Origin of the sequence: Bacillus sp. FSL R5-0443 (assembly GCF_038608285.1) — a bacterium.
Lineage (GTDB): Bacteria > Bacillota > Bacilli > Bacillales > Bacillaceae > Bacillus > Bacillus velezensis.
This window is the reverse complement of the sequence record NZ_CP152013.1, coordinates 1,530,680-1,556,474: the sequence shown is the minus strand read 5'-3', so window position 1 is coordinate 1,556,474 and position 25,795 is coordinate 1,530,680. Positions and strand designations below refer to the sequence as shown.

General features: G+C 45.5%; 24 protein-coding genes and 2 pseudogenes. 4 read left to right on the top strand and 22 right to left on the bottom strand.

All coding sequences use genetic code 11. The annotated features are described in order from the left end of the window. The first annotated feature begins 113 nt into the window (after positions 1-113). Complete coding sequence (locus tag NYE28_RS07895; RefSeq protein WP_064107857.1) at positions 114-1,361, top strand: nucleotidyltransferase; 1,248 nt, start codon at positions 114-116, stop codon at positions 1,359-1,361. Between the two features lie 17 nt (positions 1,362-1,378). Here NYE28_RS07895 and NYE28_RS07890 read toward each other — a convergent pair whose 3' ends face one another. Then, the gene (locus tag NYE28_RS07890) at positions 1,379-2,401 is read right to left on the bottom strand and encodes a SepM family pheromone-processing serine protease (RefSeq protein ID WP_342490374.1); all 1,023 of its coding nucleotides are present in this window, start codon (positions 2,399-2,401) and stop codon (positions 1,379-1,381) included. A gap of 5 nt (positions 2,402-2,406) precedes the next feature. Next, on the bottom strand, positions 2,407-3,186 hold the full coding sequence (locus tag NYE28_RS07885) for a patatin family protein (RefSeq protein WP_007409696.1): 780 nt from the start codon (positions 3,184-3,186) through the stop codon (positions 2,407-2,409). Between the two features lie 179 nt (positions 3,187-3,365). On the opposite strand from NYE28_RS07885, the gene ylbJ reads away from it, so the two are divergent. Beyond that, on the top strand, positions 3,366-4,592 hold the full coding sequence (ylbJ, locus tag NYE28_RS07880; RefSeq protein ID WP_012117492.1) for a sporulation integral membrane protein YlbJ: 1,227 nt from the start codon (positions 3,366-3,368) through the stop codon (positions 4,590-4,592). A gap of 18 nt (positions 4,593-4,610) precedes the next feature. Here the strand turns inward: ylbJ and coaD are convergent, their stop codons facing one another. From coaD to NYE28_RS07840, 8 genes are all read right to left on the bottom strand, one after another. After that, positions 4,611-5,093 carry a pantetheine-phosphate adenylyltransferase gene (gene coaD / locus NYE28_RS07875; RefSeq protein ID WP_007409694.1) on the bottom strand — a complete coding sequence of 161 codons (483 nt, stop codon included), beginning with the start codon at positions 5,091-5,093 and terminating at the stop codon, positions 4,611-4,613. A 4-nt stretch (positions 5,094-5,097) separates the two neighbouring features. Beyond that, complete coding sequence (rsmD, locus tag NYE28_RS07870) at positions 5,098-5,652, bottom strand: 16S rRNA (guanine(966)-N(2))-methyltransferase RsmD (RefSeq protein WP_007409693.1); 555 nt, start codon at positions 5,650-5,652, stop codon at positions 5,098-5,100. Positions 5,653-5,951: 299 nt separating this feature from the next. After that, a complete protein-coding gene (locus tag NYE28_RS07865; protein ID WP_003154470.1) occupies positions 5,952-6,224 on the bottom strand; it encodes a YlbG family protein in 273 nt (90 codons plus the stop codon). A 58-nt stretch (positions 6,225-6,282) separates the two neighbouring features. Beyond that, positions 6,283-6,732, bottom strand: coding sequence for a YlbF family regulator (locus NYE28_RS07860; protein ID WP_003154472.1), 450 nt, complete (start codon positions 6,730-6,732; stop codon positions 6,283-6,285). A gap of 70 nt (positions 6,733-6,802) precedes the next feature. Beyond that, complete coding sequence (locus tag NYE28_RS07855; RefSeq protein WP_003154475.1) at positions 6,803-7,042, bottom strand: YlbE-like family protein; 240 nt, start codon at positions 7,040-7,042, stop codon at positions 6,803-6,805. Between the two features lie 15 nt (positions 7,043-7,057). Beyond that, positions 7,058-7,468 (bottom strand): YlbD family protein, encoded by a 411-nt coding sequence (locus tag NYE28_RS07850; RefSeq protein WP_025284691.1) that lies wholly within the window; start codon positions 7,466-7,468, stop codon positions 7,058-7,060. 175 nt (positions 7,469-7,643) lie between these two features. Next, positions 7,644-8,684 (bottom strand): CAP domain-containing protein, encoded by a 1,041-nt coding sequence (locus NYE28_RS07845; protein ID WP_007409690.1) that lies wholly within the window; start codon positions 8,682-8,684, stop codon positions 7,644-7,646. An 84-nt stretch (positions 8,685-8,768) separates the two neighbouring features. Continuing rightward, positions 8,769-9,212 (bottom strand): CBS domain-containing protein, encoded by a 444-nt coding sequence (locus NYE28_RS07840; protein WP_017417724.1) that lies wholly within the window; start codon positions 9,210-9,212, stop codon positions 8,769-8,771. A 140-nt stretch (positions 9,213-9,352) separates the two neighbouring features. Here NYE28_RS07840 and NYE28_RS07835 point away from each other — a divergent pair, with 140 nt between their 5' ends. Further along, entirely contained in the window at positions 9,353-9,712 is a 360-nt protein-coding gene (locus NYE28_RS07835; RefSeq protein WP_007409688.1) for a YugN family protein, read from the top strand. Positions 9,713-9,746: 34 nt separating this feature from the next. On the opposite strand, the gene ctaG is transcribed toward NYE28_RS07835, so the two are convergent. The 6 genes from ctaG to cyoE form a co-directional block, all read right to left on the bottom strand. After that, a complete protein-coding gene (gene ctaG / locus NYE28_RS07830; RefSeq protein WP_015417413.1) occupies positions 9,747-10,631 on the bottom strand; it encodes a cytochrome c oxidase assembly factor CtaG in 885 nt (294 codons plus the stop codon). 24 nt (positions 10,632-10,655) lie between these two features. Next, positions 10,656-10,988: a cytochrome c oxidase subunit IVB gene (gene ctaF, locus NYE28_RS07825; RefSeq protein WP_007409686.1), complete on the bottom strand. Its 333-nt coding sequence runs from the start codon at positions 10,986-10,988 to the stop codon at positions 10,656-10,658. Positions 10,989-10,990: 2 nt separating this feature from the next. After that, complete coding sequence (ctaE, locus tag NYE28_RS07820; protein WP_003154482.1) at positions 10,991-11,614, bottom strand: cytochrome c oxidase subunit III; 624 nt, start codon at positions 11,612-11,614, stop codon at positions 10,991-10,993. Then, the gene (gene ctaD / locus NYE28_RS07815; protein WP_337681092.1) at positions 11,614-13,482 is read right to left on the bottom strand and encodes a cytochrome c oxidase subunit I; all 1,869 of its coding nucleotides are present in this window, start codon (positions 13,480-13,482) and stop codon (positions 11,614-11,616) included. Before ctaD ends, ctaE begins: the two co-directional genes overlap by 1 nt. A 31-nt stretch (positions 13,483-13,513) precedes the next feature. Then, a complete protein-coding gene (gene coxB / locus NYE28_RS07810; protein ID WP_003154484.1) occupies positions 13,514-14,584 on the bottom strand; it encodes a cytochrome c oxidase subunit II in 1,071 nt (356 codons plus the stop codon). 217 nt (positions 14,585-14,801) lie between these two features. After that, complete coding sequence (cyoE, locus tag NYE28_RS07805) at positions 14,802-15,719, bottom strand: heme o synthase (protein WP_003154486.1); 918 nt, start codon at positions 15,717-15,719, stop codon at positions 14,802-14,804. Positions 15,720-16,062: 343 nt separating this feature from the next. Here cyoE and ctaA point away from each other — a divergent pair, with 343 nt between their 5' ends. Further along, complete coding sequence (gene ctaA / locus NYE28_RS07800) at positions 16,063-16,989, top strand: heme A synthase CtaA (protein ID WP_015239800.1); 927 nt, start codon at positions 16,063-16,065, stop codon at positions 16,987-16,989. Positions 16,990-17,085: 96 nt separating this feature from the next. Here ctaA and pyc read toward each other — a convergent pair whose 3' ends face one another. The 6 genes and pseudogenes from pyc to NYE28_RS07770 form a co-directional block, all read right to left on the bottom strand. Further along, positions 17,086-20,532, bottom strand: a complete 3,447-nt coding sequence (gene pyc, locus NYE28_RS07795; RefSeq protein ID WP_099566726.1) for a pyruvate carboxylase — start codon at positions 20,530-20,532, stop codon at positions 17,086-17,088. Positions 20,533-20,607: 75 nt separating this feature from the next. Further along, complete coding sequence (locus NYE28_RS07790) at positions 20,608-21,819, bottom strand: FtsW/RodA/SpoVE family cell cycle protein (protein ID WP_015239798.1); 1,212 nt, start codon at positions 21,817-21,819, stop codon at positions 20,608-20,610. Between the two features lie 205 nt (positions 21,820-22,024). Next, positions 22,025-22,306, bottom strand: a complete 282-nt coding sequence (locus NYE28_RS07785; RefSeq protein ID WP_003154494.1) for a YlaN family protein — start codon at positions 22,304-22,306, stop codon at positions 22,025-22,027. A 107-nt stretch (positions 22,307-22,413) separates the two neighbouring features. Continuing rightward, positions 22,414-23,098 (bottom strand): annotated as a pseudogene (gene glsA, locus NYE28_RS07780) (glutaminase A); the annotation flags it as partial. Positions 23,099-23,572: 474 nt separating this feature from the next. Further along, positions 23,573-24,760 (bottom strand): annotated as a pseudogene (locus NYE28_RS07775) (recombinase family protein); the annotation flags it as partial. Between the two features lie 412 nt (positions 24,761-25,172). Continuing rightward, a complete protein-coding gene (locus tag NYE28_RS07770; RefSeq protein WP_342490373.1) occupies positions 25,173-25,769 on the bottom strand; it encodes a hypothetical protein in 597 nt (198 codons plus the stop codon). Positions 25,770-25,795 lie beyond the last annotated feature (26 nt).

Below are 25,795 nucleotides of genomic sequence, written 5' to 3'. Positions count from 1 at the left end.
ATCGTTGACAGCCGGATAGGCTATGCATACACTAAACGAAACGGACTAAAATATGCACTTCATTTGCAAATGTACCACACGAAGCAAAACATAGCAAGAAAGGCGGGACAAATATGAAAGCAGTCGGCCTGGTTGTTGAATATAATCCCTTTCATAACGGACACCGCTATCATGCGGAACAAGCAAAAATCAAAACGGACAGCAGCGTCGCGGCGGCAGTGATGAGCGGCCCTTTTTTGCAGCGCGGGGAACCGGCCGCCGTCTCAAAGTGGGCCCGGACAAAAATGGCGCTGGAAAACGGCGTGGATATCGTCATTGAGCTCCCTTATATATATGCCGTACAAAAAGCGGAATTATTCGCGCGCGGCAGCGTTTCGCTTCTTCATCATTTAGGATGCAGCAGCTTGTTTTTCGGCAGCGAAAACGGGCGGATCGAATCCTTTCTTGAAGCGTCTGAAGCGTTCAGCCGAAAGGAAGATGACTGCAGCCTAATTCTGAAAGAGGAGCTGAAAAAGGGTCTCAGCTATCCGGCCGCCGCCTCAAAAGCTTTTTCACACATATTCAAAGGGCGGGACATGCTCGATTTGTCCAAGCCGAACAATATTCTCGGTTTTCACTACGTTAGAGCCATACACGCCTCCTGTTCCGCTATGAAGCCTTATACGACAGCCAGAATCGCTTCCCAGTATCATGACGCCGAGCTTCCCGGAGATAACAGCCGTATAGCCAGCGCAACAAGCATCCGGAAAGCGCTGATAGAAAAAGGAACGGCGGCCGCAAGGAGCTTTCTCCCGGAAGCGTCTGCGCGTGAGCTGGAGGCATACAGAAATTCATACGGCATATGGCACAGCACGGAAGACTATTTTTCATATGTAAAATACAGCCTCAGCACTCTTTCCGCTGAAGAATTGAGCCGAATCTATGAAGTGGAAGAAGGCCTTGAGCACAGAATTCTGCGCACCATCAGACAAGCCCGATCCTATCGCGAAATGATGGAACGATTGAAAACAAAACGATACACGTGGACGAGGCTGCAGCGGATGAACACGCACATTCTGACACGGACGAAAAAAGAAGACATGCATCGGCTCTTGCAGCCTTCAAGCGCTCCTTATATCCGTCTTCTCGGAATGACGAAAAAAGGACAGGCGTACCTGTCGGCAAAGAAAAAAGAGCTTACCGCACCTCTCGTCAGCAAGCTCTCTTCTTTCTCTCATCCCGCTCTGGATCTGGACATACTGGCGGGACGGGTTTACAGCCTGCCGATAAACGAACCTGAACGCACATTGTTTGAGAAACAGGAATTTTCACAAGCGCCGATCCGCTATGATGAAGACGAAAAGCGTTTTTTGAATGCGTAAAAAAGCACCTGTCTGTATCAGGTGCTTTTTACTTTCAGCTGATCCAAATAGTCAAGTGCGTCCTGCATGGTGTCGACAGGGACGATCTTCATATCGGACTTGATTGCTTTCGCCGTTTTTACCGCATTTTTGTAATCAGAATTTTCAGCTCCGTTTTGATTCGGCGCAAAGAAAATATCTTTTCCCGCTTTGTCTGCGGCGACGACTTTCTGATCGATTCCGCCGATCGGTCCGACTTTGCCGTCCACGTCGATTGTCCCCGTCCCGGCTATATTATAGCCTTTTGTTTCGTCAGGTTTTGTCAGCTGGTTGTAAATTTCTAAAGACATCATGAGACCCGCAGAAGGCCCGCCGATGTTTTCAATGCTGAAATGAAGATCCGGCTTCACTTTCACGTTCCGGTCCGTATATAATGCGACACCGATTCCCGCTCTTTTCGGGTCGTCCGGGAATGATTTCAGCACAATGTCAACGGTCTTTTCTTTCGTGTCCCGTTCAATGTGAAACGTTACTTTTTCCCCTGCTTTTTTGCTGCTGATATAATCAATCAGCTTTTCAGCGGATTCGTATGTTTTCCCGTCCGCGCTGATGATTTTATCACCGACCTCTATTTTTCCTTTTGCCGGCATGTCAGAGACGACTGAGCTGGCATAAATTCCGTTAAATGAGTATTTCACCTGTTTCCCGGCTTTTTGATAAGCGGCAATGACCGCGTTTTCTTGGGAGCTTTTCATCATTTGCAGCTGGCGCTTCATATAATCCGAGTCCGATTCGCCCTCTTCTTTTATGCTTTCATCAGGGACGATTTCTTCGTAAGGATGCACTTTCGCCCAAAGATATGTATACGGATTGGCGGGGCCTACTTTGACAGTCATCAAGGAAAGGCTTCCTTTTTCAGGATAGCCTCCGTCCACCTTAATCAGCGGTCTCAGCTCTGATGCTTCTCCCGGCTGTGTGATGTAATACGGAAGCTTAATAAATGTAACAGCGATTAATAAGATCAGGATGATAAACACCCAGCAAAAATGTTTTGCTTTCATATGAGTTAGCCCTCCCAGTTCTCTATTTCTTGTTTAATCCGGCCGATCATCCGGTCTGCGGCTTCTTCGCCCGCTGTGATCATATGATCAATGTTGGCAAAAGAACTTGAGCTGAATGATTCAAGAGAAGGGCGGATCATGACGTCTGCGGCAATGGTCTGGTGACGGACCAATTCATTTTGCAGTATATCCATACTTTGCATGATTACATCAAAAATATGTGCCGCCTTTTCCGTTTTTTTCACCCGGGAGACGTCAGAGGCGATGACGATATCAGCACCCATATCTTTTACGGCGGAAACCGGGATTCTGTCGACCACCGCGCCGTCGACTAACATACGTCCGTTCATTTTTTGCGGGACGAAAACGCCCGGTATGCTGATGCTCGCGCGGACGGCTTCGGACACTGAACCTTTCGTAAAAACGAGTTTTTCGCCGGTCTGAAGGTCGCAGGCCACGATGCCGAGCGGGATCCGCAGTTCTTCTATCGGCTTGCCGTACGTATAGGCATGAACGAGCTGCCTGATGCGGTCTCCTTTTAAAAATCCGAGCTTCGGCATCGTATAATCCGCGTACAGCCGCCGCTTAAATGCTTTAGCGACTTTTTTCATCGTGGCCACGTCATGCCCGGCCGCATAAAAGCTTCCGACTAATGCTCCCATGCTGCTGCCGGCAATCATATCAATTGGAATCTGATGCTTATGTAAACTGGATAACACTCCGAGATGAGCGATGCCTCTTGCCCCTCCCGAACCTAACGCTAACCCGATTGTAGGTTTGGCCAACGCGACGAACCCCCTAATAGACATCCTATACATGAATTCTATGGTCTAAATTGAACCCCTATGCTCGTATATTAGTACAGGATGACAAATAGGTACTTGCCCGGCCGCCTTTAAGGTCTGTTCTATATTTTATCATGATATAAATGTCAGTGTGCAATTTTAGCATCGGGGAGGTAAGAATGAATTTGTCTAAGTTTCATACATTTTTGATTTCATTGTTTTTCATTTTTTTGACGGCTACGGTTATTTCACACCCTCAGGCCTCATTCGAAGCCTCCAAAACCGGTCTTTCCATGTGGTGGGAGGTAGTTTTTCCTTCATTGCTTCCGTTTTTTATTCTATCTGAGCTTTTAATCGGATTCGGCATTGTCAAGTTTGTCGGCCTTTTACTCGAACCCTTTATGCGTCCCATTTTCAGAGTGCCGGGGGTCGGCGGATTTGTACTGGCTATGGGCATGGCTTCAGGCAATCCGGCCGGCGCGAAGCTGACTGCACGGCTGCGCCAGGATAAACAAATCTCCAGAGTAGAGGCTGAACGCCTCGTCTCTTTTACCAATTCATCCAATCCGTTATTTATATTCGCTGCTGTGGCAGTCGGCTTTTTTCATAACGCGTCTCTCGGCATTCTGCTGGCATCGGCTCACTATCTCGGAAACATCGCCGTCGGCCTGACGATGCGTTCATACGGACGGAAAGAAGAAGCGGCGTATACCGGTAAAAAGACGATCGCTCTCCCTTCTCTGAAGGAAGCATTTCTGGCCCTCCACAAGGCGCGGCTTTCGGAAAAGCGGCCGCTCGGAAAAATTTTGGGCGACGCCGTCACCTCTTCTGTACAAACCTTGCTGATGGTGGGCGGTTTTATTATATTGTTTTCGGTTTTCAGCCGGTTATTATCAATCGTACAAGTCATGGATGTGCTTTCTGTATTTACAAACGCGCTGCTTTCGCTTTTTCATCTTCCGGCAAATCTGGACATCCCTCTTATCAGCGGAATGTTTGAAATTACACTTGGGAGCAAGCTGGTCAGTGAAGCTGATGCCGCCTTGCTGCCGAAAGCCATGATTGTGAGTTTTATTCTCGGGTTCAGCGGCCTTTCCGTACAGGCCCAGGTAGCCGGCATTTTATCGGAAACAGATATCCGCTTTAAACCGTTTTTCGCGGCGCGTATCCTTCAGGGCATTTATGCCGCACTCTTTATTCTCTTACTGTGGAAGCCGCTTTACCTTGCATTGGACGAACCTTACCAGTCCGTATTCCTCCCTTTCCGCGATCAGGAAGCGGTATCTGCTGCCGTCAGCGGCTGGAATACACTTGTTGAAACCGGGCCCGCCATCACGCTGACAGCTCTCGCCGTATACGCATTGATTTATTGTTACAGGCTGTCAGCACGGACAAAAAAAGGATGAGACGCCAATCAGCGCTTCTCATCCTTTAAATTTCTGCATCAGCGCCTGTTCAACTTCCGGAGGAACAAACTCTGAAACAGGCCCGTTATATTTTGCGACTTCTTTTACGATGCTTGAACTTAAAAAAGAGTACTGATTGTTCGTCATCATAAAAAAAGTTTCTATTGATTCGTCGAGCACGCGGTTGACGGAAGTCCCCTGCATCTCATATTCGAAGTCAGAAACGGCTCTGAGCCCCCTGATAATCGCCTTCGCCCGCTTTTTTTTCGCATAGTCGATTAACAGTCCCTGTGACGTCTCGACCGTAACATTCGGTATGTCTTTTGTCACTTCTCTTAACAGCTCACATCGTTCCTCAACTGTAAACAGCGGCTGCTTAGAAGAATTATTGAGCACGCATACGTACACCTGCTCAAACACGTTTGCCCCCCGTCTGATAATGTCCAGATGTCCGTAGGTGACGGGATCAAAACTTCCGGGACATACAGCTATACTTGCCACATCATTACCCCCTATTTCGGTATATCGTCACTCCTGTAAGCCCGTAAATTTCCCTTCTTGTTACAGAAAGCGCGCCGACGGCTTCAGGAAGCGCAACGGCTTTATCATGCTCGGCTACGACAAAACCGTCTTCATTCAGCATGTTCTGTTCATCAATCATTTCGATAAGCGCTTTCAGCTTTTGTTCCTTATACGGAGGATCTAAGAAAATTCCGTCAAAACCTTTTTCCCGTTTCGCCGCGGCATAGAGGGCCCGCTCTGCATCATTGCGGTATACTTCCGCTGAAGACAGCAGATCAAGCGCTTTGATATTCGCTTTTACCGTTTGGATGGCTTTGAAATCACGATCCACAAAGATACAGCGGTCAAATCCGCGCGACAGCGCTTCAATCCCGAGACCGCCGCTCCCCGCAAACAAATCAAGCCCCGTTCCTCCGTCAAAATACGGGCCGATCATATTAAAAATAGACTCTTTTACTTTATCCGTCGTCGGCCTTGTTGATGTGCCCGGCACAGCCTTTAAGGCTCGTCCTTTTCTTGAACCGGAAATTACTCTCATTATTCACACCACTTTTTCTGAAAACTTTGATGTTACTCATCGGCTGAGCCGTTATGTATCAAAACAATCCCTATCTTATCATAAAGCATTCTTTCAAACAATGAACGTGAAAAACGTGTATACATATTCACATTCCTGTCAAGACTACGTGTAACAGCATCAATGAATGATGTTGTTGCCAACCGCGGAGAAGACTTACGTTTCCCCATAAGTTCTTCCTCCGGTTTCTCCTCTCCCTTTTCCTTCTCCTTAACTTGTTAAGGAATAGAAGGACCCCGCAGGTATCTGCGGGGATTTTTTTATATACCGACTTTGTAATCGTACTCTTTCGCCTTATCAAGCTTTGATTCAAATTCCAGCTTTAAAAAAGGTTTATAAGAAGGCTCTACCTTCTTCACATAAGAATAAGAAGAAATCTTTTCCATTGTTTTTTCGATTAGGTCCATATCGCAATACAGCACAACGTATTTCAGCCGCTTGGAAACATAATGAACGTTGCCGAATTTTCTCAGCATTTTGCTGTGTTTTAAGGAATGCAGATATACGATTATGCCTTGGCGCTTATTTTCCATCATGATCACCCGCCTGACTTTCTGTTCATTTTATGTAAAAGACGAGACGGCCGTCTCGTCAGGAAACTTTGCATCCGCAGCCGCCGCCGGAACCGCACCCGCCGCCGCAGGATGACAGGCCGTCAAAATAAGGATTCCCCGTCGGAACTTTTACATGCTCCGAGACGGCCGTTCCGAGTTCAATGCTGATCTCGTCAAGCAGCGACTGAAGCTCAGTCTCCGCTTTTTTAAATTCGGCCACCTTATCGTTTAAATCCAGTTCCCGCTTCATTTCTCTCATTTTGCGGGAAATCTCTCTATAATCAGGATGGTATTTGCCAAAGCGCTGCACATCCTCATACTGCTCTTTAACGCTCATAAAAGAACGAATGATCCGCCCTGCCTCTTCATCTTCACGGAGACGCTTGTAACAATCGCGGTAATTTTCAGCCGTCTCAGACTGCAGAATCATGCCGGCAAGCTGCTCCGCTTCACTTTGAAGCTTGACGGACTCAATTGTTGCATACATAAATACGCACCTCCAGTTGCTAGTTTACCATGAAACCACCCAATTGGAAAATGCGGCGTTTAAACGCTTTTTAATCCTGTGAACGCATGGCGTGAACCATCTGCATCATCATCTGCGCCATTTGAATCCCGTTTGAGAATTGGCTTACCCGATGCGGTATCGTCTTTTCATAAAAATTCATCATGTCAAGCTGAAAGGAATTGAGATCGTCCGGTTTTCTCGCAAGTCTGCGGTACCAGACGGGACGCTGCCGTATAAACCGTTTCCGTTCCTCATCTGCGGATATGAATTCCTGAACCTCTTTTCGCATACACGATCCCCTTCTTTAATCCTTCCTGAACGAAAAAGGATGTTGTCCGGAGCCTTGCCGGGGCTGCTTCGTGCTGCTCCCCGAAAATTGGCTTAAAAGGCTTTGCAATGATGAAATGGATTGGCTCATTTTATTGATCTGCTCATTCATTTGGTTGATATCCATCTTTTTGACGGCAGTGACCATTTTTGAAACGAAATCGTTTTTTTCAGCTGGTTCCTGTTTGGTTTCCGCGTCGGAAGAAGGCTGAACGGCCTCGTCTTTAAAAGGGTTCCATATCGGATCATCCTCGCCCAGAAGAACCCAGTTTTCATAGACTTCCTGCCAGCTTCTTTGTTCCTTGCGAACATTTTGGATCAGTTTGGGATGCTTTTTTACGAATTGTTTAAAATCATCGATTGATTGCCGTGATTGCTGATTCGCCACAATTCTCACCCCCTCCGAAAAGTTTTGCCTGCTATAATGTATCGGTTCATGCGCCTTAATGTTCGCCTAAATTGCGAAAAAAAGCAGGTATATATAAAAATTGTTTTTTTCGCCAGAAGCACCGCTCGCGAAAAAACATAAAAAAACCGCGGGGGACGCGCCCCTCTGCGGTTTTTTACTGCCAAGGCTTAATGAAGTTTTGCGTATAATACTTCTGATCAACGCCGACACCGAGGTGCGTATAATCCGGGCTTAACAGCGCCTTTCTGTGGCCTTCGCTGTTCAGCCAGCCCTCCACGGCTGCAGGACCGTCCACATAGTTGTAGGCAATATTTTCACCGGCCTCCCGGTATTTCACATCGCCTTTTTCCAAGCGGTCCTTCAGAGTCCCGTATTTCTTTGAGACGTGAGAGAAATACTTGTTATCCTTCATGTCCTTGCTGTGACCGAATGCCACTTTTGCGGCGCCTTCGTCCCATTTCAGCCTTGCAAGTCCGTGTTTTACGCGGATGACATTTGTAATATCGAGAATCTGCTGCTCACTCGCTCGTTCAATGTCGTTCCATTTTTTATCAGAAACAGGCTCGGGTTCTGTCAGCTTTCCTCTGTACATGACTTCATACGGCCTTTGTTTCACAAGTGTTTCCGCATCAAATGCCCTGATGCTTGACAGATTCCCGTCAAATTTGTCCATGTACAGCTGAACATACATTCCGCCTATCTTAACGGTGGGACGGGTATTGATATCTTCTTCAGAAAACTCGAACCGATACGTGTTTCCCTTGTCAGTCACATTGACAAAAGGAGAAACCTGCGTCGTTTTAAAAACTTCGCCCGTCGATTCGCCGATCTTAAACGGTTTTGCGTTGATGCCGCTTCCCGAAGCGTATAAAGTCACGGCTTTATCATTCAAAATACCGACTTGTACGTATTGGTCTTTCCCCTGGTTGTACACCCACCACTCGTAATCGTAGGCAGAAGGATCTTTCCGGGACGGTTCCCCAAGTTTCTTTTTCACATCGGCGGCAGATTTCCCCATGAGAGAAAGCAGTCCGGATGACGGCATTTTCAGCCGTTTTCCGCTCTCTTCTTCATTGGAAACCTGAGGCTCCTCCTGATCCGTCTTTTTCTGAGGAGCCGATCCATATTGTATAAACAGAACATACGCTCCGTAAATAAGCAAAAGGATAACGAGAGCCCTTGCGATATTTTTCAACCTCTCACCCCCATATGTTCAAACCGTTCTGTTTTTGTTTACTCTTATACAGTACAGCCTATTTGCATCGTCCGTGATTTATGTTTAATGGATAAACCCCTCCGGACCGCCGTCTTCAGAAATGTCAGACAGCACTCGGCCTGCTTGCTCATTTGATTGCTCGGCCAACGAAAGATCGCCGAGCGTAACAATGCCGACCAGTTTTTTATCCTTTGTGACGGGAATTCTTCTGAGCTGATGTTCAGCCATCAAATGGAGCACCTCCTCCACAGAGGCGTCTTCTTCTGCACTGATAACCCGCTCTGTCATTGCGTCGGTTATTTTTTGAGAGTTCGGCTTTTTTGAAGCAATTCCCCGTAATACGAGATCTCTGTCTGTCACGATCCCGACAAGTGTGGCGCCGTCTTCATCCACTATCGGAATGGCGCCGACATCTGCGTCTTTCATCTTCACCGCAGCTTCATATACATTATCTAATACTGTACAATATTGCAAGTCTGACGTCATGAGCTTATTGATCTTTGTCATTGCGGAATTCCTCCTTTTTTCTGCTACTATTGTCGTCAAATTTTTCTTTTTGCATACTTTCACCGTATGAATCATTGAAAGTGTAACGCTTTCATACTATGATTGTCAGGAAAGGGCATTTTTAAAAGGAGGGGGAAGGTTTGAAGTTTGAAAACAGCGGTCTTGAAGGGGTAACAGCGGAGCTCAGCCGCTTGAATGATCTGATGGAAGGTAAAGGGCTCATTCTGGCTGGACAATGGGATTATGAAAGAGTGACTTACGACAAAAAGTTTTCAGTACCTGAGGGGACATTTTATCTGCGGATTCAAGGAACGGCAAAAGAGGGCGATGTCGGCGGCAGCCGGGCCGTGATTCAGCTGAAGGCCCCTCTTTTAGGAAAGCATTATTATCCGCACGGCGTAGAATACGGCAGCGCTGAAGAATTTCCGGAACATGTCGTCGCTGAAAGCAAAGCTTTACTGCTTGAATTGGAAGAGTCATTAAAAACAGTGCAAATGTAATAAAAAAGTACAGCATATTCTGCTGTACTTTTTTTCATGAGACGGTATGCTCGATATACGGCGGCTCTGACAGCGTATCTTTTTCCCGTTCCGTTCTGACCCACTGAAAAAAGATGACAGCCAAATATGTTCCGTAGACCGCCTCTTGAATGATTTTCATCAGTACTGCCCCAAGCTGCTGATCTTCCAGAGGAGGAAGCGTGTTGAACATCTCCGGTCCGGATAAAGGGATCTCCTCCAGCAAATCTAAAGGAACGCAAAGCTTCATTGCTTCGGCCCAAGCCGCCGGATCTGTATACGTGGCATACATGGGCGCCCCGCTGAACATAATGAGCGCGCAGGCCGGCGTTAACAGAATCCCGTCTGCCATAATATACCCCAGCTTCATTAAACCGCTGAGACGGGGCAGACCGTCCACCTTATGCACAAGCGGCCACCACATAAAAAACGCCGTTACAAAGATGAGTCCGTTCATCAGCGTGTGATACAGCGAATCCGTTTTGACGAAATCAAATATAAACGGGATGTGATACAGTGAAAAAATACCGTTAAACAGCACTAATGCGATAAGCGGCATTGAAAAGAACGAAAACAGCGGCTTTACGACAGGACGGAAGATCAGTTTTTTCCATGCCCAGCCGGGAATTCCGGAAATCAACAGCGGCGGTACGACTAAAAACAGAACCGCCATCTGCGCCATATGGGCACTGAACATCACATGGCCCAATAAATCAACCGGACTTCCCGCAGCCGCGTAAAAAAACAGCGCGGAAAGCACAAACAGCACCTTCTCCTTAGCGGACACACGTCCTTTATGCCGGCTGCACCAGTAAAAGTAAACACCTGTTATCACGGCAGTTATACAAAACAGATACGGGCTCCACATTGCGCGAAACCCGAACATTTCCAAATTAATCAAATCTCTCACTCCCCGCCGTCCCGATTACCACCAAATAATCGTGACAAATGCAAGCACGGTGATAAACGCGACAAATATTCCCGAATACAGAAATAATGACGGCGCTTCATGCCCCTTCTGGCTCATATGCATAAAGTAAAACAGCTGAAAGATGACCTGGATGACCGCAAGCAGGATCAGAAACGGCATCGTAAACCATCCGGCAATGCCGTCTGCAGCCACCGTCAAAAACGCGACAAGCGTAAGACCGATCATCAAGCCGAAGGATATGACCTGATATTTCATCTCCTCGGCATTTTTCTTTTTCCGATATTCGAGATCCGTACTGACAGTCCCTCTGTTTTTGTTATCGTCCATCGTTATCCCACCATCCCCATCAAATATACAACGGTAAAGATAAAGACCCACACGACATCGATAAAATGCCAATATAAGCTGGCCACATAATATTTCGGCGCATTATAAAGGCTGAGCCCTCTTTTCGCATTTCGGATCATCAGCGCGCTGATCCATAACAGCCCGAACGCCACGTGTGCTCCGTGTGTGCCGACGAGCGTGTAAAACGCTGAGCCGAGCGCAGAGCTTGTAATGGTAAAGCCGAATTCGTGAGTGTAATGCATAAATTCATAGATTTCTACCCCTAAAAATCCTGCTCCCAATAAAACGGTAACCAAAAGCCACACCTGCATTTTTTTAAAGGAGAAATTTTTCATATGATACATCGCATACACACTCGTTAAGCTGCTCGTTAAAAGAAGCATCGTCGCGATAAATACGATCGGCAGCTCAAACATCTCAGCCGTTGACGGCCCTCCGGCTTTAGATTCCCGTAAAGCAAGGAATGTTGCAAATAGCGAGGCGAACAGAACCGTTTCCCCGCCGAGAAACAGCCAAAATCCCAAAAACTTATTTTTCCCCTCCAGCGTTGCTTTTTCAGGAGAAGCCGGAAAGGTTTCAGCCGTCATTTTTTCCTGCAGCTGCATTACGCCTTCACCCCTTTATCATCATTCGGCAGATCTTCTTTGTGAATATGATAGCCGTAATCATCGACCACAGAGCGAAGCAGCATGGTAAAGAATGTGATGCCGAGCCCTATGAAGATAACCGGAAGCCCCCATGAATAATCGGAGTGGTATAAAAACCCGAACGCTGCGACAAACAGCCCGAAAGATATGATAAACGGCATGATGGAGCCGTTCGGCATATGAATGTCCTCTACAGGCTCTGCAGGCGCCATCCCTTCATTTCCGGCCTGCTTTTCAATCCACAGCGGGTCAAGTCCCCGGACAAACGGAAGCTGTTTAAAATTATATTCCGGCGGCGGCGAAGAGACCGCCCATTCAAGCGTACGACCGTCCAGCCACGGGTCGTTCTCGACGTATTTCCCCTTTATTGAGGTATAAATAATATTGACGACGAGTAAAGCAGCCGCGCCCGCCATGAAAAACGCGCCGATTGAACTGATCAGGTTGCCGGTATCAAGCCCCTGGCCGGGCAGATATGTGTAAACTCGCCGCGGCATTCCCATCAAACCGAGGAAATGCTGAATGAAGAAGGTAAGATGAAACCCGATAAAAAATAAGACGAACGAAATTTTCCCCATCGTTTCATGAAGCACCTTCCCGAACATTTTCGGCCACCAGAAATGCACGCCCGCCAGGATGCCGAACACAACGCCGCCGATAATGACATAGTGGAAATGCGCTACGACAAAATACGTATCGTGGAACTGATAATCTGCCGCTGCGGCCGCCAGCATGACACCCGTGACTCCTCCGAGTACGAAAGAAGGAATAAAGGCGACGGCATACAGCATAGGCGTAGTGAATTTGACGTTTCCTCCCCAGATGGTCAAAAGCCAGTTGAAAATTTTAATGCCGGTAGGCACCGCGATCGCCATCGTCGCAACCGCAAATATCGCATTAGCGATCGGTCCGAGTCCCGTCGTAAACATATGGTGAACCCAAACCATGAACCCGAGAAAGCCGATCAGCACGATCGCAAAGACCATAGATGAATAACCGAACAGACGTTTCCTCGCAAATACGGGAATGATTTCTGAAAAAATCCCAAAGGCGGGAAGAATTAAAATGTATACTTCCGGATGCCCGAAAATCCAAAACAGATGCTCCCAGATTATCGTATTGCCGCCCAATTCAGGATTAAAGAAATTCGTTCCGAACAAACGATCCAGCATCATCAGCGCCAAACCGACGGTGAGCGGAGGAAATGCGAATAAAATGAGTGCCGACGCCACAAATGTCGTCCACGTAAACAGCGGCAGTCTCATATACGTCAAACCCGGCGCCCTCATATTAATAATCGTGGCGAGAAAGTTGATCCCCGCAATCAGCGTACCTAAGCCTGATATTTGCAGGCCGAGCACGAAAAAGTCTATGCCGTGCCCTTTCGAATTCAGCGCAAGCGACGCGTACGACGTCCAGCCTGCATCAGGAGCGCCTCCTAAAAACCAGCTCAGATTCAAAAAGATGCCTCCGAAGAAAAACAGCCAAAATCCGAGCGCATTCAGAAATGGGAACGATACGTCACGCGCCCCGATCTGAAGCGGCACAACCGCGTTCATCAGCCCGAATAACAGCGGCATCGCCGCCAGGAAGATCATTGTCGTGCCGTGCATCGTCATAATTTCATTAAACTGCTGCGCACCCATAAAATCGTTCCCCGGCCTCAAGAGCTGAATCCTGATAAGCATGGCCTCAAGTCCGCCGACGACGAAGAAAAATCCCCCGGCGATCATATATAAAATCGCGATTTTCTTATGGTCAACCGTCGTCAAATAATCCCAAAGCAAAGAGCTTTTTCTTTGCTGTCCTGTAAGCGTATTCATCATTTACGACCTCCCCCCTGATATCTCCCTGTCCTCACTTGTTCTCCGCTTTCAGCCCTTTTAAATATTCATACAGCGCATCCGTTTCAGCGTCCGAGAGCTTCGGATAAGTGCCTGTCATTTTATTGCCCGGTTTAATGCTGTCCGGATTTTTCAGCCAGGCTTTTATATTCTCTTTATTCGCATCCTTAATGCCGGCCACTTTGACCCGTTCACCGAAGGTAGCGAGGTTCGGAGCCGTTCTTGCCGCTTCAGCCCGTTTATCATTGGGCTCAACCGCATGACAGCTCAGGCAGTTTTTTTCCTTAAACAGCTCTTCTCCTTGCGCGGCTAAACCGGAATCTGTTGTATGCTTATAATTTTTCATCGCTTTCGTCCATTGTTTAAATTCTTTTGACGGCAGCGGTTTCACTTTGAAATCCATCAGCGCATGTGAAGGTCCGCACAGCTCTGCGCATTTCCCGAAGAAATATTCTCCCGCTTCTTTGCTGCGTTTAGAATCGAAGGTCAGAAAGAAAGTATTGTCATTATCCGTATTCGTATCGATTTTTCCCCCGGCTGACGGAATCCAGAAAGAGTGTTTCACATCTGAGGACTTCAGCTTGAAATAGACGCGTTCATCTGTGGGAACGATCAGCTCCTGACTTGTCACAAACCCGTAATCAGGATACTCGAATTCCCACCAGTATAAATTCGCCCTTACATTAATCACGAGCGCATCCTCTGCTTTACGGTTTTTCTTATCCATCGGCGACGTATCCGCCAGCGCCAATGTATCGATGACAACCGGAATGACAAGAATAATCAGAAGCAGGATCGGAATAACGGTCCAGGTGATTTCTAAAAAACGGTTCCCCTCCACCTGTTTCGGTATCGTGTCTTCCCCTATACGCGACCGTCTGAATCTCACAATGACGTAAAAGAAAATAACTGCTACGACCGCAACGACGACAACCATGATAAGTGTGCTGAGCACCGTCAGATCATATTGTTTATCAGCCACTTCGCCGGCAGGCTTGAGTGTGGACAGAAACGGTTTTCCACAGCCGCTCAATAAAAGCGGCACTAAGGCTAATAATGATAAAAGACGCCAACGCTTTAACATTTCACCCAACCCCTTTTTTGAATCAGTACGAGATGCACAAGCAGTAAAACTGCTTCCAGCCGAAATACTTCATTTCCTCATTTCTTAAAATATGAGATTTTTTACTTAAAATTCCATCTATGTATAAAAGCAAAGCCGCCTGATTAAACAAAAGGTCAAGGCGGCGTTTACTAGTTGTCATTGTTTGTTTTGGCGATCAAACAAGCTCATTATTCAATTAAAACAGCGTGAAGACCACCATCGCTACAAAATAAATGGTCATGTAATTAAGCGAATAGACAAACATAAGAGTTGCCCACTTCATGATGTTTTTCATGCGGAATCCCATCAGTCCGAGAACAAGCCATCCGACATTCAGCAAAGTGCCGAGAATGACGATCGGAAGACCGAGACTGCCGAGGAAAAACGGCAGCGGCAGCAGGCATGCGACCCAGACGATAATCTGTCTTTTCGTCACTTCAAAGCCGTGCACTACCGGAAGCATCGGAATATTCGCTGCTCTGTAATCTTCCGTCTTTTTAATCGCAAGCGCTAAAAAGTGCGGAATCTGCCAGATGAATAAAATCATGAATAAAACCCACGCGACAACACCGATGTGCCCTTCAACCGCTGTCCAGCCGATTAACGGCGGCACGGCGCCTGATACACTTCCGACAACCGTATTAATCGTATAACGGCGTTTGGTCCACATTGTATAAAGAACAACGTACGTAAACACGCCGATAAAACCGATGACTGCTGCCATCACGGTGGTCATCAAAAGCATGATAAGTCCTAAAGCAATGAGTAAAATTCCTGACCACAGCGCTTGATTCGGCTGAATCTTTCCGGTTACCGTCGGTCTTACTTTCGTGCGTTCCATTAAATGATCAATATCACGGTCGTAATAGTTGTTAACCGCACAAGAACCGGCGATGATCAAAGAAGATCCTATTAATGTAAGAAGCACGGTGTTTAAATTGCCTAAAAAACTCAGACCGGATATATGTAACGCAAGCCACATGCCGGTAAAAGTCGTAATTAAATTCGAATTGACGATTCCTATTTTAATAAGCGAAAGGAAATCCTTCCATGCCGTCGTCTCTTCAATCTGTCCGTCTATAGCTGTATCGTTTAAAATTCTGGAATTAGCCATAACGTAAACCTCCCTTACAAACCTAAAGCAGGTTTTTTAAGACCTGCAACTCTATCATACAAGATAATGACCTGTAAAAAAACATCCTCTTAAATATTAAACGAGAAACAGGAATTTATTTGTGAACTTTTTATGAATTTTACCAAATCCGCCGGTTTCATAATAAAGCGGTTACTTTATTTCTATCAGACCCATCTGGAATAATCAACCCCATTATCTAAGAAGTCCTGATTCTATTATATTTTTGTGAACAAACAGAATTGAGAATTGCCACAAAACACATATTCGCTTACACTTGGTACGTATATCATTTTGTCCAGTTTGTTAAGAAGGTGAATGTAAAATGAATAAAGCTTTGAAAGCGCTCGGCGTGCTGACGACATTCGTTATGCTCGTCGTGCTGATCGGCGGCGCTCTTGTCACAAAGACAGGATCGGGTCTCGGATGCGGAAGGCAGTGGCCGCTTTGCCACGGCCGGTTTTTCCCGGAGCTTAACGCCGCTTCTATCATTGAATGGAGCCACAGACTCGCAAGCGGTGTCTCAATCGTTCTCGTGCTGAGTCTCGCTTTTTGGGCATGGAGAAAAGTCACGCCTGTTTTCCGTGAAACAACCTTTCTCGCCATTATGTCCATTATCTTTTTATTTTTACAGGCGCTTCTCGGCGCATTAGCGGTTGTTTTCGGATCAAATGCGCTCGTTATGGCGCTTCATTTCGGCATATCGCTGATTTCTTTCGCTTCTGTTTTGATTTTGACGCTGCTCATATTCGAAGCTGATAAATCAGACAAAAAGCTCGTCAAGCCGCTCAGAATCGGCAGAAAAATGCAGTTTCATATGATCGGCCTTTCGATTTACACGTATATCGTCGTTTATACGGGGGCTTATGTACGCCATACGAAATCAAGCCTTGCCTGCCCTGACGTTCCGCTTTGCAGCAGGCTGAATCACGGGCTTCCGTCCCATTTTCAGGAATGGGTGCAGATGGGCCACAGAACGGCAGCGCTGCTTCTGTTCGTATGGATTCTTGTCGCTTTTGCACATGCGGTGCGCTCTTACAAAGACCAAAAACAGATTCTTGGGGGCTGGATAGCGGCTGTTGCCTTTGTTGTATTACAGGCGCTCTCCGGAATCATGGTTGTTTATTCAGAAATGGCCACCGGCTTTGCACTTGCCCATTCGCTCTTTATTGCCGGCCTGTTCGGCGTCTTATGCTATTTCTTATTATTAATCGCCCGCTTCCGCTATGAATCAAAACAGCGGAACATCTGAGGCACATGAAAAGGCCGAAGCATTAGAGCTTCGGCCTTTACACATAAAAAACCTGATCGCACACGGGGGCGGATCAGGTTTTTTTAGGTTCATTTTTTACGCTTTTTCAATTTCGATCAGTAAATCGCCTGTCTGAATCGGTTCACCGTTTTTCACATGAATCTGCTGTATCGTCCCGGAGAACGGCGCCTGTACCGTCGTCTCCATTTTCATCGCTTCATTAATCATCAGATGATCGCCTTTATTCACCTTTGCCCCGGTTTCCGTTAACAATTTAATGACGGTTCCCGGCATGGATGCCGCAATGTGGCTCGGGTTTGTCCGATCTGCTTTTAATTTTTCCTGTACGGACGATTTAATGCTTTCATCTTTAATGACCACCTCGCGCGGCTGGCCGTTCAATTCGAAATAAACGACACGTGTCGCATCTGGCTGCGGTTCACCGATAGATACAAGCTTCACGATCAGCGTTTTTCCGCGCTCAATTTCCACTTCGATTTCTTCACCGAGTGTCATGCCGTAGAAGAAAGTCGGTGTGTCCAATACGGAAATATCACCGAAGCGTTCCGCCGTTTTAACATATTCAGTAAACACCTTCGGATAAAGAGCATACGCGATTGCGTCCTGATCACTCAATTCCATCTGATGCGTTTCTTTCCATTCTTCTTTAATACCTTCAAAAGATACCGGTTCAAGCAGCTCACCCGGTCTTACCGTGATCGGCGTCTGTCCTTTCAGAACGAGCTTTTGCAGTTTTTCCGGAAATCCGCCGTGCGGCTGGCCGATCTGCCCTTTAAAGAGCTCAACGACTGAATCCGGAAAATCAAGCGTTTCGCCTTTATCATAAACATCTTGTTCTGTTAAATTGTTTTGCACCATGTAAAGCGCCATGTCTCCGACGACTTTGGAAGAAGGTGTTACTTTCACGACGTCGCCGAACATGCGGTTGACGACGCTGTACATGTCTTTCACCTCATTCCAGCGATCACCCAGGCCGACTCCTTTTGCCTGCTGCTGCAGATTACTGTACTGGCCGCCCGGCATTTCATGATTATAAATCTCAGTATGCGGAGACTTCATCCCGCTTTCAAATTCACTGTAATATTGACGGACGGATTCCCAGTATTGCGACAGTCTTTCCACCTGCCGGACATCCATTTCAGGACGGCGGCTGTTTCCTTCAAGGGCATGATAAAATCCGCTTGCGCTCGGCTGTGAAGTCAGACCCGCCATTGAGCTGACGGCGACATCCACGATGTCCACACCCGCTTCAACAGCTTTGGCATAGAGAAAGACGCCATTGCCGCTCGTATCATGCGTGTGAAGATGAACGGGAATATCAATCGTTTCCTTCAGCGCTGAGATAAGTTCGTATGCGGCTTGAGGTTTCAAAAGACCGGCCATGTCTTTAATGCCGAGAATGTGCGCACCAGACGCCTCAAGCTCTTTCGCCATAGAAAGATAATATTGCAAATCATATTTCGTCCGGGTCTTATCAAGAATATCTCCCGTGTAACAAATCGCAGCCTCCGCCACTTTTCCGGTTTCACGGACGGCATCGATGGCCAGCGTCATCCCTTTTACCCAGTTCAGGCTGTCAAAGATCCGGAATACGTCAATACCTGACTCCGCTGACTGCCGGACAAATTTTTGGATGACATTGTCCGGATAGTTTGTATAACCGACGGCATTTGATGAACGAAGCAGCATCTGGAACAATGTGTTCGGCACTTCCTTGCGAAGATCTTCAAGGCGTTTCCAAGGGTCTTCTTTTAAGAAACGGTACGCTACATCAAATGTCGCGCCTCCCCACATTTCAAGGCTGAACAGTTCAGGCCACAGGGCAGCCGTCGGATTCGCGATTTTTTTCAAATCATTTGATCTGATCCGGGTTGCAAGCAGGGACTGATGGGCATCCCTGAACGTTGTATCGGTCAGGAGCACGGATTTTTGCTCTTTCACCCAGTCTGCAAGCCCCTCGGCGCCTCTTTCCTCAAGGATCTGTTTCGTACCGCTTGCCGGCTTTTCTTCGATACCTAACGTAACGGTCTGAGGCTTATCAAATGCAGGTTTTTCTTTTTTCCCGATTCCCGGAAAACCGTTCACCGTGACATTGCCGATATAGGAAAGCATTTTTGTTCCGCGGTCCTTCTGTTTTGGGAAAACAAACAGCTCAGGCGTTGTGTCGATAAACGATGTGTCATATTGGCCCGTCAGGAATTTTTCATGCTTTGCCACGTTTTCAAGAAACGGAATATTGGTCTTAATGCCCCTGATCCTGAATTCCTGCAGGTTGCGGACCATTTTCGCTGATGCCTGTTCAAACGTCAGCGCCCATGTCGACAGCTTGACAAGCAGTGAATCATAATAAGGCGTGATGACGGCGCCCTGGAAGCTGTTTCCCGTATCAAGGCGGACGCCGAAGCCGCCGCCTGAGCGGTAAGCCATAATTTTACCCGTGTCAGGCATAAAGTCATTCAGCGGATCTTCAGTGGTCACACGTGATTGTATCGCATACCCGTTTGTAAAAATGTCTTTCTGCTCAGGGATATTGACGGCACGGCTGTGCAGTCCGTGGCCCTGCGCCACGAGGATTTGCGTCTGAACGATATCAACCCCCGTTATCATTTCCGTAATCGTATGCTCCACTTGCACGCGCGGGTTCACTTCAATAAAGTAAAATTCACCGCCCGCTACGAGAAACTCCACGGTCCCTGCGTTGATATAGCCGACATTTTTCGCAAGCGCCACAGCCGCTTCACAGATTTCGTCCCTTAATTCAGGCTGCAAAGATACACTAGGCGCCACCTCAATGACCTTTTGATGGCGTCTCTGAACGGAACAGTCCCGCTCATACAGATGGACGACATTGCCTTCTTTATCTCCGATCACCTGAACTTCAATATGCTTAGGATTTTCGATCAGTTTTTCAACATACACTTCATCGTTTCCGAATGCGGCTTTCGCTTCTGATTTGGCCCGCTCAAACGATTCTTTCAATTCGCTTTCGTTTCGGACGATTCTCATTCCGCGGCCTCCGCCTCCGAGCGATGCTTTAATAATAAACGGAAATCCGTGGACTTTTGCGAATTGTTCGACATCTTTTAATGTTTCAGCCGGTCCGTCACTCCCCGGAATAACGGGGATGCCGGCTTTTTCTGCCTGCTCCCTCGCCTTTACCTTATCTCCGAACATATCCAAATGCGCTGACGTCGGTCCGATAAATACGATGCCCTCTTCTTCACAGCGTCTCGCAAATTGGATATTTTCAGAGAGAAATCCGTAGCCCGGATGAATGGCATCTACGCCGTTTCTTTTTGCGATCTCAATAATCCCTTCAATATCAAGATACGCATCAATCGGTTTTTTGCCTTCTCCCACAAGATAAGCTTCATCCGCTTTATAGCGATGATAGGAGCCCGAATCTTCTTTTGAATAAACGGCTACCGTTCTGATGTTCAATTCTGTGCACGCCCGGAAAATCCGAATCGCAATTTCTCCCCTGTTTGCTACTAACACTTTTTGGATGGATTGTTGTGACAAACTTTTCTCCCCCTTGGCCTAATAAATATGTAGTTTATAATAAAGGAATATCCGTCCTGTGTATACACTTGTTTTTTAGAGATACACAGATTTTTCCGTCTGCCGTCTTTTTACCCCCTTAGACGGAACGGGCTCCCTCTTTTTCTTCTTTTCTGAGTACTTGACATGCATGCTGACATTCACCAATATACCGGCGCTCATTAATAACAACAACATTGATGAGCCCCCGTAGCTGATAAACGGCAGCGGAACACCTGTAATCGGAATTAAGCCGCTGACACCGCCGAGATTGATAAAGGTCTGAATCGCAATCATGCTGGATATCCCGATTGCCAAAAGGCTCCCGAACGGATCTTCACATTTTCTCGCAATATAAAAACCTTTTAACACGACAAAAGCCAGCAGCACAATGACAAACAGGACGCCGAAAATGCCGAGCTCCTCTGAAATAACCGCCATAATAAAGTCTGTATGCGATTCAGGCAGATAACCGTATTTTTGAATGCCTTCTCCAAGACCGAGACCGAAAAAACCGCCTGAGCCGATCGCATAATACGAATTTATAATCTGCAGGCCTGATGTGCTGGCGTATTTAAATGGATTTTCAAGGCTTTCAAACCGGCTCATACGCCCGGGTGTCAAAATATCGTCCCATTTCAGATAGATGATCGGGCTGACAAGGAGCAATACGATTCCCGCCATGAGAACCAGCCTGAGCAGGGTTCTTCCGCTGAATCCCGAACACATAATGACGCAAAACGCGATCAGGCCGATAATCATCGCCGTTCCGAAGTCAGGCTGAATGGCGATAAGCGCACAAATGACTACGGTGACGATCACCGGCGGTGCAACCCCCGTCAAAAGCTGATCGATATAGCTTTGTTTCTTTGCGTATACCGCGGCAAGGTAGAGTATCAGGGTCAGCTTGACAAATTCCCCCGGCTGAATGGCCATTCCGCCGATTTTAAACCAGCTTTGCGCATTTCCGGCAACATGTCCGAAAACAAACAGCGCGCAAAGCGCAGCCACTGACGCAAGCAGTATGAATTTCTGAATCTTTTGATGGGCGAACACTTTGTACGGAAAAACGGCCGCGATGATAAACAGCACAAACCCTGCGATGACGGCGAACAGCTGCCGTTTAAAGAAATAGTCGCTGCTCACGCCGTAACGCATAACGGCGGTAATCATGCTTGAGCTGTATACCATTACCAATCCGAAACAGCACAGCAGAATGATAGCGCATATCAATGAATAATCGTAAGATTTTAACATTCTTTTAAACATAACATCCTCTTTCCTGCTTAAAGCTTACGTTTAATACCTATAGCGTATTATATTTTACTATAATTCATAAACAATTTACGCAGTTTCTTTATAGTTTTTCGGATGAAATGCAGATTAAGAGACCGTCTTACGAAAAGAAGATGCAAAAAAAACGGTTTACGGTTATAAAAAAACCCAAACCGTTGAATAGTTTGAGTTTGATCATTTATTTTCCTGTAAACGCGTCATGCAAAGCAGACAGTTCTCTTTCAAGTCTGTCCAGCAGCTCTTTGCCGTCGTTTTCGTCAACTAATCCCAGGCGGACAGCAAAATCGATTTCCCTCGACAGTCCGAACATCTGAGTATCCAAGACCTCTTCATACAGAGGACATTGAGGCATCGTTAAGTTATCCATTTGTACTCGGATCAGCTTCAAAATCTTCTCAGCATCTAACTTCAACAGCTCGAATGCTTTCTGCTGATGGTCAACTATAATCTCTGAAGCCAAAAGTATCCCTCCGTTCCCCAGGCGAGTACCTAATTCTTCTATTTATCATAAAGGGTATCAGATGAAATTGCAAGAGGATTTAAGCAGATGTTATGATAAAAAATGTTTCAAAAAATACTCAGCCTGTATTTCTCAGACATGATTTCCAAAAGCTTCACACCCGCGATGCTGTTGCCTTTTTCATCAAGCGCCGGGCCGAATATACCGATTCCGAAGTTGTACGGCGAAATGCCCATGATCCCTCCCGAAACGCCGCTTTTAGCGGGAATGCCGACCTTAATCGCGAATTCCCCGCTCGCATTATACATGCCGCATGTCACCATAAACGTCTTGCAGATTCTCGCCACATCTTTTTTAATGACCTGCTCCCCGGTTTCCGGATGCTTGCCGTCAAGGGCGAATACACAGCCGATTTTGGCTAAATCCAGACTGCTCATCTTAATCGCGCACTGTTTTGTATACAAATCCATGACCTCTTCTACATCGCCTTCAAAAATGTCATACTGCTTCATGTAATAACACATGGCCCGATTAATCATGGATGAACTGAATTCCGATTCCGCGACATGTCTGCAATATGTAATGTCCTGATTATTCGCAAGTCTTCTGATGAATCCGAGCAGGTAATCCAGGCGGTCTTTCGGCGAATGCCCTTTAATGAAACCCGTAACGACGAGAGCGCCCGCATTAATCATCGGATTTAAAGGCTTGCCCGGATTCACTGTTTCAAGCTTAATCATGGAATTAAACGGGTCGCCGGTTAATGGAATGAACATAACTTTTTTTATCTTTGGGTATTTCAAAATTGCACAATATATTTAGTTTCCCATCTTGCGATATGTCTATTCGCTTAATTATCGAATCCAGCAATGTTTTCCGCTGAACTTGACTGGCTTCCTTAAACACAATAGAGAAATTCTTTAATGCATCTAATACAATATTTTGTTCAATCTCTTTATCATTGTTCTCTTTTATTGATTGCTGCAGAGACTCCAACTTTTCTTCAATTTCTTTTTTCTTTAAAAGTGTTTCAGTGTAACTCTTTTCGTAATCAGTTATTATTTCTTCATAAAGTGGGCTCTCTGGGCTTACCCTTTTCATCAAGTTCATTATAGAAACAAGCTCACTTTGAAGCTCTTTTAACTCAGCTTGAGCGGAGACGATATCCGTTTCAATTGTGCTTTTTCCTTGGTCTATCCCTTTTAGTATTTCTTCTTTTAAATTGTCCTTATTAAAGCCGTCAAACATTTCAAGTAATTTACTGACAACAAAATCCTCAAGGATATTCTGTTTAAAATTCTTACTTGGACATATTTCATTTCTGCTTGTTTTGTCTTTATTCTGTTTAGAAGCACAGACATAATAGCAATACTTTTCATTGTTACGTTCTTTTTTTAAAACAGTTCTTGATTGTATAGGGCTTCCGCATTCGGAGCAATATACTAATCCAGTTAGTAAAAAAGTTGTACTAAATTTACGGGGAGCTGATATGGATTTCTTAGATTTCATTTCATAAATCTTTTCTTGTTTGTCCAGTGTTCTTATCGCCTCATGGAATCCTTTTTCTCGAACAAATTTATCTTGGTCATACTGTAGGTGTTTATTGCCTTCTTTTGAATACTCTATGATACCAGCATAAAAAGGGTTGAAAAGAACACCTTCAACTGCACTCTCAGTCCAGTACGTTTTTCTCCCCTTATATACAACTCTTTTTATATCTGCTCCTTTCTTTCTTTTACCCAAATGCTTCACTTCGTGCCCGTTCATATACCTTGTAATTGACCCTACTCCAATACCATTTAAATAAAGATCCTCAATTTCAATTAATGAAGGGATAACTTCTTTTATGACTACAATTTCCCTGTTTTTATTTAAATCATATCCATATGGCAATGTTCCGCCTGTCCATCTTCCTTTTGCTGCTATACTAGCCCTTGTCTCTTTTACCCGCATTGAGGTATTGTTTGACTCCATGTTTGCCAAGAAACCTAAAACTGGTTCCATTATCCCCCTTACCATTGGGTTTGAGGAAATCGGTTGTTCTTCCGCTGATGTAAATTCAATGTCACAATTATTTTTAAAGATTGTATCAAGGATAGTAAGCCAATCTTTTTGTATTCTGGATAACCTGTCCCTTTTATACGCAATTACTTTATTAATCTTTCCATCTTCTATATCTTTAAGAAGTTCCTGAAGCACTGGCCTTTGTTTAATTGAATTCTTTGATGCGGATACCGCTTCTTCAATATACTCTTTATAAAGAATGCCATCACGCTCCTTGATAAACTTGTAGGCTCTTTCTCTCTGCATCGGTATTGAATCCTTAGTTACCTGTTTAACATCAGAAACCCTAATTAAAACACCGTAAGTGTCTTTCTTTGTCTTTTCCTCTATTGTGTCAATTTTATCGACACGACTTTTATGATGTTTAAAAACGTCTTTAATGTCAGTCAATTTAACCCCACCCCAAAATTCAACTATACGTATTATATAATATTAAAAAGGGCAGCCATTAAAGCTCACCCTTCATTTTTTTGTTTTTTATCTATGTAATCAATAACCATTCTGCTGACTTGTTTAACGAACTGTTCATATTTCTCGTTCTCATTATCACTATAGATAATCTCCCCCATTTTCGGTCTATTTCGGACTCCTCCCATTTGTTCACCTCGCTTAGTTTAAAGATGTAGTTTATAACTCATGCCGAACGAGCGGCTGTATTATCTCTTTAGTTATGCGACTATTCCACTTTCGATACAACACTCATACCATAGTACTGTACTAGTCGCACATCCAAACCGAAACTATATCCTCAATTCACATGTTTTAAAGTAAGGACTCATTCATTTAAGAGTAAGTCACTTGATTAACGATTTAAAATAACCCTCATTGCACGTAACTCAGCAATATCCTTTTGTGTATAAATTTCATATTCCCTCCCCAGATCATCCATTGGACAATAAGCCAACCTTTCAATATAAAGACTTTGGAATAGTTCGGCAGCATAATTAAATGCTTCTCCTTCATTAATAAACAAAGCCAGAGTAGTAGGTGCATATTCGGCCGGCGACTCCTCATTCACGATACCTACCTGAACAAATTCACGGCCTATTGCGTCCACTGTGGGCTCAACAATAATTTTATTGAATCCTTCTTCTTTAATGCCCTCTTTTAGTCTGCCAATAAATCCTCGATTTTTTGGTTCTTTTAATTTTATTTCGTCATCAAGCCAATCCATAATTTCTGTATAGTGTGTAATATCCTCTGCGCGAACCTCACTATTTTCAAATGAGTTCAAGATATGCGTAAGAAACTCTTTTTCTTTGCCGTTTTCAATAAAATACTTGGTGATATACTCTTTAAATTCATAAAAATCATTAACAAGGTTGTTGTTTTGCTTCTGCAGTTCTTTGTGTTTTTGCTCTAATGATTTATTTTCTTTAGTGTTAATGTTTAATTTCAATTTTAAATTCTCCTTTGAAATGATTT